14 protein-coding genes are annotated in these 17,901 nt (G+C 64.8%); 12 read left to right on the top strand and 2 right to left on the bottom strand.

Features of this window, described 5'->3' with window-relative positions; genetic code table 11:
* Position 1: 1 nt before the first annotated feature.
* Positions 2-253 (bottom strand): LPS translocon maturation chaperone LptM, encoded by a 252-nt coding sequence (gene lptM / locus AC1DN0_RS11435; protein ID WP_441632707.1) that lies wholly within the window; start codon positions 251-253, stop codon positions 2-4.
* Positions 254-449: 196 nt separating this feature from the next.
* Between lptM and cyaY the strand changes: the two genes are divergently transcribed.
* Complete coding sequence (cyaY, locus tag AC1DN0_RS11430) at positions 450-785, top strand: iron donor protein CyaY (protein ID WP_035870721.1); 336 nt, start codon at positions 450-452, stop codon at positions 783-785.
* Positions 786-858: 73 nt separating this feature from the next.
* Here the strand turns inward: cyaY and AC1DN0_RS11425 are convergent, their stop codons facing one another.
* A complete protein-coding gene (locus AC1DN0_RS11425) occupies positions 859-3,231 on the bottom strand; it encodes a penicillin-binding protein 1A (protein ID WP_477102478.1) in 2,373 nt (790 codons plus the stop codon).
* 120 nt (positions 3,232-3,351) lie between these two features.
* On the opposite strand from AC1DN0_RS11425, the gene AC1DN0_RS11420 reads away from it, so the two are divergent.
* The 11 genes from AC1DN0_RS11420 to AC1DN0_RS11370 all read left to right on the top strand — a co-directional run bounded on the left by AC1DN0_RS11420 (position 3,352) and on the right by AC1DN0_RS11370 (position 17,879).
* Complete coding sequence (locus AC1DN0_RS11420) at positions 3,352-3,531, top strand: hypothetical protein (protein WP_152561905.1); 180 nt, start codon at positions 3,352-3,354, stop codon at positions 3,529-3,531.
* A 72-nt stretch (positions 3,532-3,603) separates the two neighbouring features.
* Positions 3,604-4,674, top strand: a complete 1,071-nt coding sequence (gene pilM / locus AC1DN0_RS11415; RefSeq protein ID WP_477145725.1) for a type IV pilus assembly protein PilM — start codon at positions 3,604-3,606, stop codon at positions 4,672-4,674.
* Positions 4,675-4,691: 17 nt separating this feature from the next.
* Positions 4,692-5,336 carry a PilN domain-containing protein gene (locus tag AC1DN0_RS11410; RefSeq protein ID WP_441632701.1) on the top strand — a complete coding sequence of 215 codons (645 nt, stop codon included), beginning with the start codon at positions 4,692-4,694 and terminating at the stop codon, positions 5,334-5,336.
* A gap of 2 nt (positions 5,337-5,338) precedes the next feature.
* The gene (locus AC1DN0_RS11405) at positions 5,339-6,019 is read left to right on the top strand and encodes a type IV pilus inner membrane component PilO (protein WP_441632699.1); all 681 of its coding nucleotides are present in this window, start codon (positions 5,339-5,341) and stop codon (positions 6,017-6,019) included.
* Positions 6,019-6,549 (top strand): pilus assembly protein PilP, encoded by a 531-nt coding sequence (locus AC1DN0_RS11400; RefSeq protein ID WP_441632752.1) that lies wholly within the window; start codon positions 6,019-6,021, stop codon positions 6,547-6,549. The genes AC1DN0_RS11405 and AC1DN0_RS11400 overlap by 1 nt, the downstream gene beginning before the upstream one ends.
* Positions 6,546-8,720, top strand: a complete 2,175-nt coding sequence (locus AC1DN0_RS11395; protein ID WP_477102477.1) for a type IV pilus secretin PilQ — start codon at positions 6,546-6,548, stop codon at positions 8,718-8,720. The genes AC1DN0_RS11400 and AC1DN0_RS11395 overlap by 4 nt, the downstream gene beginning before the upstream one ends.
* Before the next feature lie 278 nt (positions 8,721-8,998).
* The gene (locus tag AC1DN0_RS11390) at positions 8,999-9,574 is read left to right on the top strand and encodes a shikimate kinase (protein WP_430869761.1); all 576 of its coding nucleotides are present in this window, start codon (positions 8,999-9,001) and stop codon (positions 9,572-9,574) included.
* The gene (gene aroB / locus AC1DN0_RS11385) at positions 9,561-10,667 is read left to right on the top strand and encodes a 3-dehydroquinate synthase (protein WP_441628852.1); all 1,107 of its coding nucleotides are present in this window, start codon (positions 9,561-9,563) and stop codon (positions 10,665-10,667) included. The genes AC1DN0_RS11390 and aroB overlap by 14 nt, the downstream gene beginning before the upstream one ends.
* Before the next feature lie 75 nt (positions 10,668-10,742).
* Complete coding sequence (locus AC1DN0_RS11380) at positions 10,743-11,879, top strand: deoxyguanosinetriphosphate triphosphohydrolase (protein WP_035870705.1); 1,137 nt, start codon at positions 10,743-10,745, stop codon at positions 11,877-11,879.
* A 121-nt stretch (positions 11,880-12,000) separates the two neighbouring features.
* Entirely contained in the window at positions 12,001-12,723 is a 723-nt protein-coding gene (locus AC1DN0_RS11375) for a transposase (protein ID WP_276286477.1), read from the top strand.
* 383 nt (positions 12,724-13,106) lie between these two features.
* Positions 13,107-17,879: a glutamate synthase-related protein gene (locus tag AC1DN0_RS11370; RefSeq protein WP_477145724.1), complete on the top strand. Its 4,773-nt coding sequence runs from the start codon at positions 13,107-13,109 to the stop codon at positions 17,877-17,879.
* Positions 17,880-17,901 lie beyond the last annotated feature (22 nt).

Here is a 17,901-nt window from a genome sequence, read left to right as displayed (position 1 = left end):
GTTATTTGGCGGTGGGGGTGGCGGCTGGCACTGCAACCGGTGCCGTGGCGGACGCCGCTGCCGGTGCGGTGCCCTGGATGGCCGCCGGATTCGGGACAGCCGGATTGGCCAGGCCGGGATCCGGTACGCCGGGCTGGGCCGGTGCGGGAGGCTGCTTGGGCATTGTCAGCGGGCCGCGGATGCCACATCCGGACAACAGGGGCATCGCAAGGCTGGCGGCAATCACCGATACAATCGCAACACGACGCAACATCGGGTCGTCCTTACTTAAAGAGTCTAAGAGGCTAAGAGTCCAACGAGACGTCCAGAGTCGTCCCGGACGGTCCCGGGCAGTCCCTGAAGCAGGGGCGGCGGGACCAACGGAAATACGAAGTACTTTTTCAATACGCTACTGGCCGAATGCCGCGGAATGCTGCAAATGACGCTGGCCGGCGGCCTTGGAGTTTAGCATGCCCCCCATGAGTGAAAGTGAGTTCCTGGCGCTGGCCCAGCAGGAGCTGGACCGRCTGGAGAGCGCGGTGGAAACCGCCGCCGACGCGGCCGACGCCGATATCGAGATCAACCGTGCCGGCAACCTCATCGAGCTCGAGTTCGAGGACGGTTCCAAGATCATCGTCAACAGCCAGGCGCCGATGCAGGAACTGTGGGTGGCCGCGCGCGCGGGCGGATTCCATTTCCGCCACGATGGCCAGCGCTGGATCGATACGCGCGGCGGCGGCGAACTGTATGCGGCACTGTCTGGCTACGTGAGCCAGCAGGCCGGGATAGCCCTGACGCTGGCCTGAGCGCGGCGCCCAGGCACGAAAAAGCCGGCTTGAGGGCCGGCTTTTTCGTTGGCGAAGCCTCCCACGACGGGGATCAGCCGCCGCCAAACATTTCCAGAATGCGCTTCTTCTCGGCCTCGGTATCGGCCGGCGATTGCGTGCTCTCGTCCGGTTTGCCCGGCCACGGATCGCCCAGGCCAACCGAAGCCACGCCGGCGCCGCCCGCGTTTTCCTCGAAGGTCCAGTCGCCGCCGACGGTGATCACGCCTTCCGGGGGCTGGCGCTCGGGCATTTCGGGCACGCCCTTCAGCATCTTGCCCATGTAGCCCACCCAGATTGGCAGCGCGAGGCCACCGCCGGTCTCGCGCACACCCAGGCTCTTGGGCTGGTCGTAGCCCATCCAGGCGATGGCCACCAGCTTGGGCGTGTAGCCGGCGAACCAGGCGTCGACGGCGTCGTTGGTGGTGCCGGTCTTGCCGGCCAGGTCGTTGCGGCCCAGGCGCTGCTTGGCGCTGTTGGCCGTGCCGCTGCGCACTACCTCACGCAGCATGGTGTCGGCGATAAAGGCGGTGCGGGCATCCAGCACGCGTACCGCATCCGCGCCAGCGCGCTGGGGCTTGGTTTCGGAGAGCACATTGCCGCGCGCATCGACCACCTTCTGGATCAGATAGGGATTGACGCGGTAGCCGCCGTTGGCAAAGACCGAGTAGGCGCCAGCCATCTGCAGCGGGGTGACGCTGCCGGCGCCCAGCGCCATCGGCAGGTAAGCCGGGTGCTTGTCGGCGTCAAAGCCAAAGCGCGTGATGTAGTCTTGGGCGTACTGGGTGCCGATGGCGCGCAGGATGCGCACCGACACCAGGTTCTTGGACTTGGCCAGCGCGCGGCGCATGGTCATCGGGCCTTCGAACTTGCCGTCGTAGTTCTTCGGCTCCCACACCTGGCCGCCGTTGTCGCTGATCGAGAGCGGCGCGTCGTTGATCACGGTGGCGGGCGAGAATCCTTTTTCCAGTGCCGCCGAGTAGATGAACGGCTTGAAGCTCGATCCCGGCTGGCGCCAGGCTTGCGTCACATGGTTGAACTTGTTGCGGTTGAAATCGAAGCCGCCGACCATCGAGCGGATCTCGCCGTCTTCCGGATTGAGCGAGATAAAGGCCGCGGATACTTCAGGCAACTGCGTGACCGTCCACGCGCCTTTCTCGTCCTGCGTCACGCGGATGATCGCGCCCGGCCGGATCTTGGCCTTGGGCTGCGCGTTGGCCGCGAGCGACGGCGCGATGAATCGCAGCGCCTGGCCTTCGATGGTAGCGACTTCGCCCGACAGCAGCGTGGCCTGCACCTGCTTGGCGGTCACGCTGGTGACCACGGCCGAGCGCAGGTCGTCGCTGCCGGGGTGCTCCAGCAGTGCGTCGTCGATGGCCTGCTCGCGCTCGTCCGCGCTGGCGGGCAGGTCGATGAACGCCTCAGGCCCGCGGTAGCCGTGGCGGCGCTCGTAATTCATGATGCCCGAGCGCACGGCCTCATAGGCGGCGTCCTGGTCGGTCTTGTTGAGCGTGGTGTAGACGGTCAGGCCGCGGGTGTAGGTTTCCTCGCGGTATTGCGCATACATAAGCTGGCGCACGATTTCGGCGACGTACTCGGCATGCGTGGAGAACTCATTGCCTTCGCCGCGCACCTTCAGTTCTTCGTGGATAGCCTGGTCGTACTGCTCGGGTGTGAGGTAGCGCAGGTCGCGCATGCGCTGCAGGATGTATTCCTGGCGTACCTTGGCGCGCTTCGGGTTGACCACCGGGTTGTAGGCCGAGGGCGCCTTGGGCAGGCCGGCCAGCATGGCGGCCTCGGCCGGCGTCACGTCCTTGATCGACTTGCCGAAATACACACGTGCCGCGCTGGCGAAGCCATAGGCGCGCTGCCCCAGGTAGATCTGGTTCATGTAGAGCTCGAGGATCTGGTCCTTCGAGAGGTTGGCCTCGATCTTGTAGGCCAGCAGCATTTCATACAGCTTGCGGGTGTAGGTCTTCTCGCTGGAGAGGAAGAAGTTGCGCGCCACCTGCATGGTGATCGTGGACGCACCCTGCGACAGCCCGCCGCGCAGGTTGGCGAGCCCCGCGCGTAGCACGCCGACGAAGTCGACCCCGCCGTGTTCGTAGAACCGGTCATCCTCGATGGCCAGCACCGCCTTCTTCATCACATCGGGTATTTCGGTAATCGGCACGAAATTGCGCCGTTCCTCGCCGAATTCGCCAATCAGCACGTTATCCGCGGTATAGATCCGCAACGGAATCTTCGGCCGGTAGTCAGTGATGGTATCCAGCGATGGCAGGTTGGGCGCGGCCACCAGCAGCGCATATCCCACCAGCAGCGCCACCGCCACGATCCCGGCCACCAGCAGGCCCAGAGCCCAAAAGGTCAGCCGCATCCAGATCGGACGCCGGGCGGGTAGGGCAGGCTTTTGTTGTGCTGTGGCCATAAGGGAAATACCTAGTTAGAGGTGCCGGGATTATATCTCCCGGGATCCGCGGGGCCCGGCGCGTTGTGGCGTGCGCGCCGCTATCGCGCTGTTACAAGATGTAATGGGATTGAGATCTGCATGAAACGAAAAGATGAGCGGATCGGGGGAGGGGCAGGGCTACCGTGGGATTTTGGCAACGCTTTGCAAGGGGCGCTCATTAAAAGCAATCGTGGTCAAACCGGCACATTGCCAGCGCCCCGATTTTTGGTGAGAATCCACCAACCAAAAGAGCAAAACGTTTCATCCAAGAAACAATAAAGACTCGCCAAATTAGAGCAACCAAGCCAAGGCGAGTTCAACGGTCAGGGGGTCACCTTGCGGCGAGGTATCTTGTCGGGGTTGTTGCGCCGTACGACGGTCGGCGTGGACATCGGGTCGTCCAGCGTGAAGGTAGTCGAGCTGTCGGTAGGCAGCGGCAAGAACGACTATCGGCTGGAAAAATGCGCCAGCGAACTGCTGGATCGCAATGCCGTTGCCGATGGCAACGTGGTCAATATCGAAGCGGTGGGCATCGCCCTCAAGCGTGCACTCGGCAAGGCCGGGATTCGCACGAAAGAGGTCGTGCTGGGAGTGCCGTCGATGCTGACCGAATCGCAGACCGTCAGCCTGCCGGACAACCTGTCCGAGGATGAGCTTTACGTCCAGGTGGAATCCGAGGCGCATCGCCTCTATCCGCCGTCGCAGGCCGTCAATTTCGATTTTGCCGTGATCGGCCCCAGCGAAACCGAGGGGGGCATTGGCGTGCGCGTTACCGCCGCCAACAGCGATCGCGTGCAGGAACGCGTCACCGCGGCCGAAATGGCCGGGCTGAAGCCGCACGTGATGGACGTCGAGGAATACGCGGTACAGCGCTCCGTGGTGCAGATGCTGGGCGTATCGGCCGACATCAGCGCGACCGATGCCAAGGAGTTGCCCGTGGTGGCGGTGATCCACCTTGGCGGCAGCCGCTCCAAGGCGATCTTCTACCAAGGCTGGAAAGAACTCTACGAGCAATCGCTCAACAGCTACGGCGACCAGCTCACCCAGAGCGCCGCGCGCATGTTCACGCTGGACGCGCTCAAGGCCGAGATCAAGAAGCGCAAGAACACGTTGCCGGAATCCTGGCGTACCCAGCTGCTCGGTCCCTCCCTGGAGGCGCTGGCGGCGGAGGTGCATGGGGCCGTGCGCAACTTCCTGTCTGCTTCGAGCATCGGCCGGRTCGACGAGAYCCTGCTCTCGGGCGGCCACGCCTCGCTGGTCGGCGTGCAGGCGGCCATCGAGCAACAGACCGAGATCACCACCACGCTGGCCAACCCGTTCGCGAACATGATGACAGCCGGAAAGGTCAACGAGCGCTATCTGCAGCGCGACCTGCCGGCCTATATCGTGAGCGCCGGGCTTGCGCTGCGCGGCCTGCAGTAAGCGAGCGAGGAAGCCGCATGCCTACCAATACGATCCCGACAGTCAATCTGCTGCCTTACCACGAAGCCCGCAAGGCATCGCGGCGCAAGAAGGTCTACACCCTGTTGGGCGGGGCCGCCGGCGCCGGCGCGCTGGTGGTGCTGCTGGGCGGCATGTACATCGATCACCGCATCGATGCCGTTGCCAGCTTGAACCAGGTGCTCACCGCCGAGAACAGCCGCATGGACGGGCAGATCCGAGAGGTCAATACGCTGCGCAAGGACATCGAAGGCCTGCTGCAGCGGCAGAAGGCCATCGAAGGCCTGCAGAACGAGCGCAACCGTCCCGTGCAACTGCTGGAGGAACTGGTGCGGCAGGTACCCGAAGGCGTCTACCTGACCACGCTCAAGCAGACCGGCGAGTCGTTCACCGTGAGCGGCGTCGCGCAGTCGAACGAGCGCGTCTCGGAGCTGCTGCGCAACCTCAGCCAGGTGCAGTGGCTGGACAAGGCCGAACTGGTCGAATCCAAGGCCGTGATGATGACCAATAATCTGCGTGAGCAGCGCCGCCTGTTCGATTTCTCGATGCGTTTCGCCTACCGTGCGGCTGAAGTGCCGGACGACGGCAAGAAGGGCAAATCCGGGCCGGCGGCCGCAAGCGCCGTCGTTGGCGGAAAGGGCTGACCATGGCACGTGATATCGAAATCTCGATGGCCACGCTGAACGACCTCGGCGCGCAGTTCCGTGGCCTCAACCTCAATGAGCCGGAAACCTGGCCAACCGCCCCGCGCCTGCTGTTCGCCGTGCTGGCGGCGGTGCTGGTGCTGGTGCTGGGCTGGCAGTTCTACTGGAGCGGCAAGCTCGACGACCTCGATCGCAAACATATCGAGCAGGACAGCCTGAAGCAGTCCTACCTGAGCAAGGTGGCGCAGGTGGCCAACCTGGACGCGCTGCGCAAGCAGAAGGCGGAAGTGGAGCAGCGCGTGGCCCTGGTCGAGCGCCAGTTGCCCAACAAGACGGAGATGGATGCACTGCTGGCCGACGTCAATCACGCCGGCGTGGCGCGTGGCCTGCAGTTCGAGCTGTTCAAGCCGCAGGCCGCCGTGATGAAGCCCTACTTTGCCGAGATCCCGGTCAACCTGAAAGTCACCGGGCGCTATCACGACGTGGCGCAGTTCAATGCCGACGTGGCTGCGCTTTCCCGCATCGTGTCAATGCAAGGGTTGCAGTTCACTACCGGCAAGGATGGTGGCCTGGCGATGGAAGCCGTGGCGATGGCCTATCGCGCGCTTGATCCCGATGAACAGGCGGCACAGCGCAAGGCGGAAGCCGCGGCGGCCAAGACGGCTGCGGGAGTGAAGAAATGATGCCTGTGATCCAGGCCCCGGGCCTGCGTGCCTGCGCTTGCGCGCTGATTGGCGCCGCGTTGCTGGCGGCCTGCGGCGGCAGCGAGGAAGACAGCCTGCGCCAGTGGATGGCGCAAGCCCAGGCGGCCAAGGTGCCGCCGCCGGCCCCGTTGCCCGAGCCCAAGCCCTATGCGCCGCGCGAGTACGCGGCGCGCAGCGCGCCTGAGCCGTTTGCCCAGAACAAGATCGGCGACCTTAACCGTGTGCTGTCCGAATCGCCGGAGTCCGGGCGGCGGCGAGAGCCGCTGGAGGATTACCCGCTGGAGAACTTCAAGATGCTGGGCGCCATGAAGAAGAGCGGCGAGACCTACGGCGTCGTGCAGGTAGATAACAAGATCCACCACGTCAAGGTGGGTCAGTATCTCGGCCAGAACTACGGCCGGGTGGTCCGCATCAGCGATCAGGAGATCGTGTTGCGCGAATTGGTCCGGGAAGGGGTAGCCGAGTGGAAAGAGAAAATCACCAGCCTGAAGCTGGAGGGGTCGGCATGATCATCGGTCGTTGGTACCGCGCGCTTGCTGGCGCCGCGGTGATGGTGCTGGTATTGGGCGCGCCGGCTGCGCAGGCGCAATCGACAACGGGCAATGCGGTCAAGCGCGTCGATGCCACGACGGTGGGCGAGCAGACTGTCTTCACAGTCGAGCTGCAGGGGCCGCCATCGCAGAAGCCGGCCGACTTCACTACGCAGAACCCGCCCAAGCTCGCCATCGATTTCATCGATACCGGCTTTGCGGCCGGACGGGCCCAGTACGACCTCGGCGGCAAGTTGCTCAAGAGCGCCAACGTGGTGCAGATCGGCGACCGCACCCGCGTCGTCCTCGACCTGACCCGCGTGGCGACCTATCGTACCGAAGTGCGCGGCAACCTGTTCGTGGTGATGCTCGACAACGTTGCCCAGACGGCACGGGCGGCGGTGCCGACGTTCGCCCCAAGTTCGGCGCAAGCGCCGCTGGCGCCGTCGAACCGGTCGACCGTGCGCAATATCGACTTCCGCCGTGGCCAGGATGGCGCGGGCAGGATCGTGGTGGACCTGTCGTCGCGGGATTCCGGCATCAATATCGCGCAGCAGGGCCAGAACGTCGTGGTCGATTTCCTCAATACGACATTGCCCGACAGCCTGCGGCGGCGCTATGACGTGACCGACTTCGGCACCCCCGTGCAGGGCATGCGGGCGAGCGAAAACAGCGGCAACACCCGCCTCACCATCGAGCCGCGCGGAAACTGGGAATACAGTTCCTACCAGACCGATACGCAGTTCGTGGTGGAGGTGCGCCCGGTCAAGGAAGATCCGGCCAAGCTGATCAGCGGCGCGGGCTTCCGCGGCGACCGGCTCTCGCTGAACTTCCAGAACATCGACATCCGCTCGCTGCTGCAGGTGTTTGCCGATTTCACCAACCTCAACATCATCACCAGCGAAAGCGTGCAGGGCAATCTGACGCTGCGCCTGAAGGATGTGCCGTGGGACCAGGCGCTGCAGATTGTGCTCGACGCCAAGGGCTTGGCCTCGCGCCGCAATGGCAATGTGCTGCTGGTTGCGCCCAAGGCGGAGCTGGCCACCAAGGAAAAACTCGAGCTCGAATCGCAGCAGCAGATCAACGACCTCGAGCCGATCCGCAGCCAGGTGTTCCAGCTCAACTACCAGCGCGCCGAGGACGTGCGGCGCATGCTGCTCGGGCTGGCCGCGGGCGGCGTCGGTGGCGGGGCGCTGGGCGGCGCGGGTGCGATCGGCGGGGTGGGTGGAGTGGGCGGCGCGGCGGCCAGCAACACGCGCATGCTGTCCAAGCGCGGCTCGCTGACAGCCGATCCCCGTACCAACCAGCTATTCGTGTCAGATATCGCGACCAAGCTGGAAGAGGTGCAGAGCTTCCTCGGCAAGATCGACATTCCGGTGCGCCAGGTGATCATCGAGGCGCGCATCGTCGAGGCCAATGACACTTTCAGCCGCAACCTGGGCGTCAGGCTGGGCTTTGCCTCCAAGACGGCTGGCGCCGGCTACGGCAACAACTACACCAATGTGGTCAGCCCGATCACGAACCCGCTCACGGGTGGCACCTGGGATAGCAGCCCGGCACTGAGCCTGCCGGCCGCAGCGATCAACGGCGTCAATCCGGGCTCGGTCGCGGTCAGCTTGTTCAGCAACACGGCCGGCCGTTTCCTGGCGCTGGAGCTGTCGGCGCTTGAGGCCGACGGGCGGGGCAAGATCATTTCCAGCCCGCGCGTGGTCACCGCCAACAATATCAAGGCACTGATCGAGCAAGGCACGGAACTGCCCTACCAGGCCGCCACTTCCAGCGGCGCCACCTCGGTGCAGTTCCGCAAAGCCAACCTGAAGCTGGAAGTGACGCCGCAGATCACGCCGGAAGGCAATGTCCTGCTGGACGTCGACGTCAACAAGGACAGCGTGGGTATCCAGACCACGTCGGGCTTCGCCATCGACACCAAGCACGTGCAGACGCAGGTGCTGGTCGAGAACGGCGGCACCGTGGTGATCGGCGGCATTTACAGCCAGACCGAGTCCAACAATGTGAACAAGGTGCCCCTGCTGGGCGACATCCCGATACTCGGCAACTTCTTCAAGGACAATGCCAAGGTCAATAACCGGACCGAGTTGCTGGTGTTCCTGACGCCGCGCGTGCTGAACGACAGCATGTCGCTGAAATAGCCCCGGCCGCGCCGGATGCAGTAGACTGACAGGCCGCATCGATCCGATGCGGCTTTTTTATTGCCCAGGCGGGCGAGCAGGCGCGAGGGTGCATGGCAGGCGCGCAAGGCGGGTCGCGAGGCGGGTTGCCTTGTGCCGATTGCGCCGCGCCACTTGCCCGCAGCGCCCCAACATAAGAAGATGATGCAGTTTCCTACCGCGAGGACCGGCCAGAGACCCGGCTCCCGCCCGACACGCCAGTGACATTCACCCGCCCGAACCTTTTCTTTGTTGGCCTGATGGGTGCCGGCAAGACCACCGTTGGCCGCACCGTGGCCCGGCGCCTGAACTACCCGTTCTTCGATTCGGACCACGAACTCGAGGCGCGTTGCGGCGTGCGTATTCCGATCATCTTCGAGCATGAGGGCGAGTCCGGCTTCCGGGACCGCGAGGCGTTGATGATCGACGAGCTGACCCAGCGGCACGGCATTGTGCTGGCGACCGGCGGCGGCGCGGTGCTGCGGCCCGAGAACCGCGCCCACCTGAAGGCTCGCGGCACCGTGGTCTACCTGCGCGCCAGCCCGCACGACCTGTGGCTGCGCACCAGGCACGACCGCAATCGCCCGCTGCTGCAGACCGAAGACCCCAAGGGGCGGCTTGAAGCGCTCTATGGCGAGCGCGACCCGCTTTACCGCGAGGTGGCGGATTTCATCATCGAAACCGGCAAGCCTTCGGTGGCGCAGCTTGCTAATATGGTGTTGATGCAACTTGAGATGGCCGGTTTTGCCGTTGCCGCCGAGGAGCCCGAAGAGGGCGACGGCGCGTGCGCGGACAATCTTCCGGCGCAGGACCAGAAACACGATGATCACCCTTGAAGTCAGCCTTGGGGAGCGCAGCTACCCCATCCACATCGGTACCGGCCTGCTCGATCAGGTCGAATTGTTCCGTCCCCATGTACGTGGCCAGCACGCTGTTATCGTCACCAATGAGACGGTGGGGCCGCTTTACGCCGCCCGGGTCGAGGCCACCCTGGCGGCGCTTGGCAAGACCGTGCGCACCGTCACCCTGCCCGACGGCGAAGCCTTCAAGCAGTGGGAAACGCTCAACCTGATCTTCGACGCGCTGCTGACGGCGGGTGCCGACCGCAAGACCACGCTGATCGCCCTTGGCGGCGGCGTGGTGGGCGATATGACCGGGTTTGCCGCGGCCTGCTACATGCGTGGCGTGCCTTTCGTGCAGGTGCCCACCACGTTGCTGGCCCAGGTGGATTCCTCGGTGGGCGGCAAGACCGGCATCAACCACCCGCTGGGCAAGAACATGATCGGCGCCTTCCACCAGCCCAACGCGGTGATCGCCGATATCGACACGCTGCGTACGCTGCCCGCGCGCGAACTGGCGGCCGGCTTGGCCGAGGTGATCAAGCACGGCGCGATGGCCGATGCCGAGTACTTCGGCTGGATCGAACGTAATATCCGCGCGCTCAATGCCTGCGACCCGGACACCATGGCGCTGGCGGTGAAGCGTTCCTGCGAGATCAAGGCCGCGGTGGTGGCCCAGGACGAACGCGAGGGCGGCCTGCGCGCCATGCTCAATTTCGGCCACACCTTCGGCCATGCCATTGAGGCAGGCCTGGGCTACGGCGAGTGGCTGCATGGCGAGGCGGTGGGGTGCGGCATGGTGATGGCGGCGGACCTGTCGCACCGGCTCGGCTTTATCGACACCGAAACGCGCGCCCGCGTAGTGCAGCTCACGCGCGCCGCAATGCTGCCGGTGGTGGCGCCGGAACTCGGCACCGACCGCTACATCGAACTGATGAAAGTGGACAAGAAGGCGGAAGCTGGCAGCATCAAGTTCATCCTGCTGAGGAAGCTTGGCGAAGCCTTCATTACCACCGTGCCGGATCCTGACCTGCGCGCTACGCTGCAGCACGCGGTGCTCAGGCCGCCTACCGAGGCGCCGGTCGCCTGACGCGATCGGTTGTGCCTTGCAACCCCGGCCGGACGGCGCGTAGCCGCCCGGCCGGATGCCTGACCGGATTGCCGCATGACCGACCTCGAAAGCCACCTCGCTCCCTATGCCGCCCGCTCCGCGCAGACCCTTGGGCGGGCGCATCTCGAAGCGGCTTCGTCTTCGCGCACGGAGTTCCAGCGCGACCGCGACCGCGTTATCCACAGCACAGCCTTCCGGCGGCTCGAGTACAAGACGCAGGTCTTCGTCAACCATGAGGGTGATCTGTTCCGTACCCGGCTAACCCATAGCCTGGAAGTCGCGCAGATCGCCCGCTCGATTGCGCGCAACCTGCGCCTGAACGAAGACCTGGTCGAGGCCATCTCGCTGGCGCATGACCTGGGGCACACGCCTTTCGGCCATGCCGGCCAGGACGCACTGAACAATTGCATGAAGAACCATGGCGGCTTCGAACACAACCTGCAGAGCCTGCTGGTGGTGGACGAGTTGGAAGAGCGCTATGGCGGGTTCAACGGGCTAAACCTGACCTTCGAGACCCGCGAGGGCGTGCTCAAGCACTGCTCGCGCGTCAATGCCTCGGCGCTGGGCGAACTGGGCCGGCGTTTCCTGGAGGGCACCCAGCCTTCGCTGGAGGCGCAACTGGCCAACCTGGCCGATGAGATCGCCTACAACAACCACGATATCGACGACGGCCTGCGCTCCGGCCTGCTCACGCTCGAGCAGATGGACGAAGTACCGATGTGGGGGCGCCACCGGGCCGAGGCGATGGCGGCGTTTCCCGGCATCAACGGGCGGCGCGTCATTAACGAAACGGTCCGGCGCATGATCAACACCCTGATCGTCGACCTGATCGAAACCACCAGCCAGAATATTGCCGCCGCCAACCCGCGCAACATTGACGCGGTAAGGGCCGCCGGCCCGCTGGTGGCCTTCAGCCCGGCAGTGCGCGAGGAAGCGGCGGCGCTCAAGCGTTTCCTGTTCCGCCATCTGTACCGCCACTACCTCGTGATGCGCATGTCCTCCAAGGCGCACCGCATCATCACCGACCTGTTCGACGCCTTCATGGCGGATCCGCGCCTGTTGCCGCCGCAGTACCAGGCCGGGCAGGGGCGCGACCAGTCTCGCCTGATCTCGCATTACATCGCCGGCATGACCGACCGCTATGCGATTCGCGAGCACCGCCGCATTTTTGCGGTTGACGAGGGGAACTAGGCAGCCATAAACGGCGGGGAAATTGGGGACGGATCAGGCGGCGACTAGGCTATCATCGGGTATGGCATCCGCTTGAGCCATTCATCCGGTGATCGCTGGTCACCGATTCTCCTCGCTCACCATGGCCCGACTTCCTCGTTTTTCCCCGGCGTCGCTGCCGGCGCTTGTGTTGCAACGCGGCAACAATCGCCAGCCGATCTTCCTTGGCGCCGACGATCGCCCGCACTACCTCGACTGCCTGCGGATGGCCGCGCGCGAGCACGATCTGGCGATCCACGCCTACGCCTTGCGGCCAAATCATGTTCACCTCGTGGCAACCCCTCGCCATGCCGACTCGCTCAGCCTGACCATGCAGGCGGTCGGGCGCCGCTACGCGCGCCATTTCAACCGGGTTGCCGGCCGCACGGGCACGCTGTGGGATGGCCGCTTCCGTTCGGCGGTGTTCGATCCCGCGGCCTGGATGTTGCCCGCGATGCTGTATGTGGAGGGTAACGCCGTGCGCGCGGGCGAAGTGAGTTCGCCCGAAGGTGACCGCTGGAGCAGCTATCGCCACCACGCCGGCATCGAAGCCAGCCCATTTGTGAGCGATCACTCTGCATACTGGGCGCTGGGCAATACGCCATTCGAGCGCCAGTCGAATTACCGCTCCGTGACTGCCGAGGGCTTGTCCTCGATGACGCTGGCCACGCTGCGCAGCCATGCGCATAGCGGCTGGCCCCTGGGCGATGCGGCCTTCCTCGCCCAACTGGAGCGCCAGGGTGGGCGGCGCGTGCATCAGTTGCCCAAGGGAAGGCCGGTGGGCCGCTCGGCGGCCGCCAGGGAGGCAGAGCCGGACTCGATCTAAGGTCGGCCGCCGCCACGTGCGGCGGAGTCATCACCTACAGCAACAGCGCATCACAAATCGTCGTTGCAATGCACCAGGATTAATCTGTCCCCAAATAAAGACCATCCCTGAAGTGGTGCGAGATTAATTATGTTCTGACCCCATTTAAAAATTTTGCGGGACGGGTACGATTCTTTTATAGTTCCTCCACCCACATTCATTGTGCGGCGCGTCACGCCTGTGTACGCCGCTGCGGCCCCGCTGTCTCTCTCGTTGCCCCGATCCCGGTTTACGACCGGCCCCGGTGGAAGAGTGCGGTTCCCGTTCCGGTCTGCCTTGCTGGCTGCGCAGCCCTCACCGGAATCAAGCCCGTGGACCAATCGCAATCCCAATCGAAGCCAACGATGGCCCAAGCGCAGGCCGCAGAGTCTGCCGCCGCGTACGCGCCTGCCTCGCGTCCCCAAGCCCAGGGCATGTACGACCCCGCCAATGAAAAAGATGCCTGCGGCGTCGGCATGGTCGCCCACATCAAGGGCAAGAAGAGCCACGAGATCGTCCAGCAAGGCCTGAAGATCCTGGAAAACCTGGACCACCGGGGCGCGGTTGGCGCCGATGCGCTGATGGGCGACGGTGCCGGTATCCTGATCCAGATCCCGGACCAGTTCTACCGCGAGGAAATGGCCAAGCAGGGCGTGACCCTGCCGCCGTCCGGCGAGTACGGCGTGGGCATGATCTTCCTGCCGAAGGAACACGCATCCCGCCTGGCTTGCGAGCAAGAGCTCGAGCGCACCGTGCGCCTGGAAGGCCAGGTCGTGCTGGGCTGGCGCGATGTGCCGGTGGATGCCGCCATGCCGATGTCGCCGACGGTGCGCACCACCGAGCCGGTGATCCGCCAGATTTTCATCGGTCGCGGCCGCGACATCATGACCACGGACGCACTGGAACGTAAGCTCTATGTGATCCGCAAGACCGCCAGCCACGCCATCCAGGCGCTCAAGCTCAAGCACGGCAAGGAATACTTCGTGCCGTCGATGTCGGCGCGCACGGTGGTGTACAAGGGTCTGCTGCTGGCCAACCAGGTCGGCGAATACTATCTCGACCTGCAGGACCCGCGTGCCGTGTCGGCGCTGGCCCTGGTGCACCAGCGCTTCTCCACCAACACCTTCCCGGCCTGGGAACTGGCCCACCCGTATCGCATGGTCGCCCACAACGGCGAAATCAACACGGTCAAGGGCAATGTGAACTGGGTCAACGCACGTACCGGCGCGATCTCGTCGCCGGTGCTGGGCGACGACCTGCCCAAGCTGTGGCCGCTGATCTACCCCGGCCAGTCGGATACCGCATCGTTCGACAATTGCCTCGAACTGCTGACGATGGCGGGCTACCCGCTCGTCCACGCGATGATGATGATGATCCCGGAAGCCTGGGAACAGCACACGCTGATGGACGACAACCGCCGCGCCTTCTACGAATACCACGCCGCCATGATGGAGCCGTGGGACGGCCCCGCCGCAATCTGCTTCACCGATGGCCGCCAGATCGGCGCCACGCTGGACCGTAACGGCCTGCGCCCGGCGCGTTTCTATGTGACCGAGGACGACATTGTGGTGCTGGCGTCGGAAGCCGGCGTGCTGCCGTTCCCCGAGTCGCGCATCGTGCAAAAGTGGCGCCTGCAGCCGGGCAAGATGTTCCTGATCGACATGGAGCAAGGCCGCATCATCGACGACAAGGAACTCAAGGACAACCTGGCCAACGCCAAGCCCTACAAGAGCTGGATCGACGCCGTGCGCATCAAGCTCGACGAGCTCGACGCCAAGCCCGAGGACGTGGCCGCCGAGAAGAAGCCCGACGCGCGCCTGCTGGATCGCCAGCAAGCCTTCGGCTACACCCAGGAAGACGTCAAGTTCCTGATGGCGCCGATGGCGCTGGCCGGCGAGGAAGCCACCGGTTCGATGGGCAATGACAGCCCGCTGGCCGTGCTGTCGTCCAAGAACAAGACGCTGTACCACTACTTCAAGCAGCTGTTCGCCCAGGTCACCAACCCGCCGATCGACCCGATCCGCGAGAACATGGTGATGTCGCTGGTGTCCTTCATCGGACCCAAGCCCAACCTGCTCGAGCTGAACAACATCAACCCGCCGATGCGCCTCGAAGTGTCCCAGCCTGTGCTGGACTTCAAGGACATCGCCAAGATCCGCAACATCGAGCACTACACCGGCGGCAAGTTCCGTTCGTACGAGCTGAACATCTGCTATCCGAAGGCATGGGGCAAGGAAGGCATCGAAGCCCGCCTGGCCTCGCTGTGTGCGGAAGCCGTGGACGCGGTGCGTTCGGGCTACAACATCCTGATCGTGTCGGACCGCCGCGTCGATGCGGATCACGTGGCGATTCCCGCGCTGCTGGCCACGTCGGCCATTCATCACCACCTGGTGGACAAGGGCCTGCGCACCTCGGCTGGCCTGGTGGTGGAAACCGGCACGGCGCGCGAAGTGCACCACTTCGCATTGCTGGCCGGCTACGGCGCGGAAGCCGTGCACCCGTACCTGGCGATGGAAACGCTGGCCGACATGGCGCAAGGCTTGTCCGGCGACCTGTCGCCCGAGAAGGCGGTCAAGAACTTCGTCAAGGCGGTCGGCAAGGGCCTGCAGAAGGTGATGTCCAAGATGGGCATCTCCACCTATATGTCGTACACCGGCGCGCAGATCTTCGAAGCCATCGGCCTGTCGCGCGAACTGGTGCAGAAGTATTTCCACGGTACCRCATCGAATGTCGAAGGCATCGGCATCTTCGAGGTGGCCGAGGAAGCGCTGCGCCTGCACCAGGACGCCTTTGGCGACAACCCGGTGCTGGACACCATGCTCGACACCGGCGGCGAGTATGCCTACCGTGTGCGTGGCGAAGAGCACATGTGGACCCCGGATTCGGTGGCCAAGCTGCAGCACGCCGTGCGTGCCGACGACGGCAAGGGCGCGTACCAGACGTACAAGGAATACGCCAACATCATCAACGACCAGAGCCGCCGTCACATGACGCTGCGCGGCCTGTTCGAGTTCAAGGTTGATCCGGCGCGCGCCATTCCGCTGGAAGAAGTGGAATCGGCCAAGGACATCGTCAAGCGCTTCGCGACCGGCGCCATGTCGCTGGGCTCGATCTCCACCGAGGCGCACACCACGCTGGCCGTGGCGATGAACCGCATCGGCGGCAAGTCCAACACCGGCGAAGGTGGCGAGGACGAGAAGCGCTACCGCAACGAACTGCGCGGCATCCCCATCAAGAAGGGCGACACCCTGCAGGGCCTGCTGGGCTCCGAAGCCGTGGTGCGCGACCTGGAACTGGAGGCCGGCGACTCGCTGCGCTCGAAGATCAAGCAGGTGGCCTCCGGCCGTTTCGGCGTGACCGCCGAGTACCTGGCTTCGGCAGACCAGATCCAGATCAAGATGGCGCAGGGCGCCAAGCCCGGCGAAGGAGGCCAGCTGCCCGGCCACAAGGTCTCGGACTACATCGGCAAGCTGCGTTACTCGGTGCCGGGCGTTGGCCTGATCTCGCCGCCGCCGCACCATGACATCTACTCGATCGAGGATCTGGCACAGCTGATCCACGACCTGAAGAACGTCAACCCGGCATCCGATATCTCCGTCAAGCTGGTGTCGGAAGTGGGCGTGGGCACCGTGGCCGCGGGCGTGGCCAAGGCCAAGGCGGATCACGTCGTGATCGCCGGCCATGATGGCGGCACCGGCGCTTCGCCGTGGTCGTCGATCAAGCACGCCGGCACGCCTTGGGAGCTCGGCTTGTCCGAGACGCAGCAGACGCTGATGCTCAACGGTCTGCGCAACCGCATCCGCGTGCAGGCCGACGGCCAGATGAAGACTGGCCGCGACGTCGTCATCGGCGCGCTGCTGGGCGCTGACGAGTTCGGCTTCGCCACCGCGCCGCTGGTGGCCGAAGGCTGCATCATGATGCGCAAGTGCCACCTGAACACCTGCCCGGTGGGCGTGGCCACGCAGGATCCGGTGCTGCGCAAGAAATTCCAGGGCAAGCCCGAGCATGTGGTGAACTTCTTCTTCTTCGTTGCCGAGGAAGCCCGCGAGATCATGGCGCAACTGGGTATCCGCACCTTCGACGAACTGATCGGCCGTGCCGACCTGCTCGACACCAAGCCGGCCATCGAGCACTGGAAGGCGCGCGGCCTCGATTTTTCGCGCATCTTCTACCAGGTGCCGTTCCCGGCCGAGCTGCCGCGTTTCCACACCGATGGGCAGGACCACGGCCTGTCGGTCGAAGCCGGCAAGGCGCTCGACCATGTGCTGATCGCCAAGGCCCGCCTGGCCATCGACAAGGGTGAGCGCGTGTCGTTCATCCAGCCGGTGAAGAATGTCAACCGCACCGTCGGCGCGATGCTCTCGGGCGTGGTGGCCAAGCAGTACGGCCACGAAGGCCTGCCTGACGACACCATCCACATCCAGTTGCAAGGCACCGCCGGCCAGTCCTTCGGCGCCTTCCTGGCGCATGGCATCACGCTGGACCTGGTGGGCGACGGCAACGACTACGTGGGCAAGGGCCTGTCGGGCGGCCGCGTGATCGTGCGCGCTCCGCACGAGTTTCGTGGCGATCCGACCCGCAACATCATCGTGGGCAACACCGTGCTTTACGGCGCGATTGCCGGCGAAGCCTTCTTCAACGGCGTGGCAGGCGAACGCTTCGCGGTGCGCAACTCGGGCGCGTCCGCAGTGGTGGAAGGCACCGGCGACCATGGCTGCGAGTACATGACCGGCGGTACCGTGGTGGTGCTGGGCGGCACCGGACGCAACTTCGCGGCCGGCATGTCGGGCGGCATGGCCTACGTCTATGACGAGGACGGCCTGTTCGACAAGCGCTGCAACACCTCGATGGTGGCACTGGAAACGGTGCTCGCCGCGGCGGACCAGGAGAAGGGCCAGTCCCCGGCCTCCTGGCACAAGGTGGACGGCCAGCGCCAGCTCGACGAAGTCATCCTCAAGGGCCTGATCGAGCAGCACTTCCGCTTCACGGGTTCCGAGCGCGCCAAGGCGTTGCTGGCCGACTGGGCTACCTCGCGCCGCAAGTTCGTCAAGGTCTTCCCGACCGAGTACAAGCGCGCGCTGGGCGAAATGTACGCCAAGGAGCAGGAAGCGAAGGATAGCGACCGTATCGCAGCCTAAGCCGGCCCGGGCGGCGAGCCCG

This window comes from Cupriavidus sp. 05N39 (genome assembly GCF_056397325.1).
This window is presented reverse-complemented; position numbering and strand designations above follow the sequence as displayed.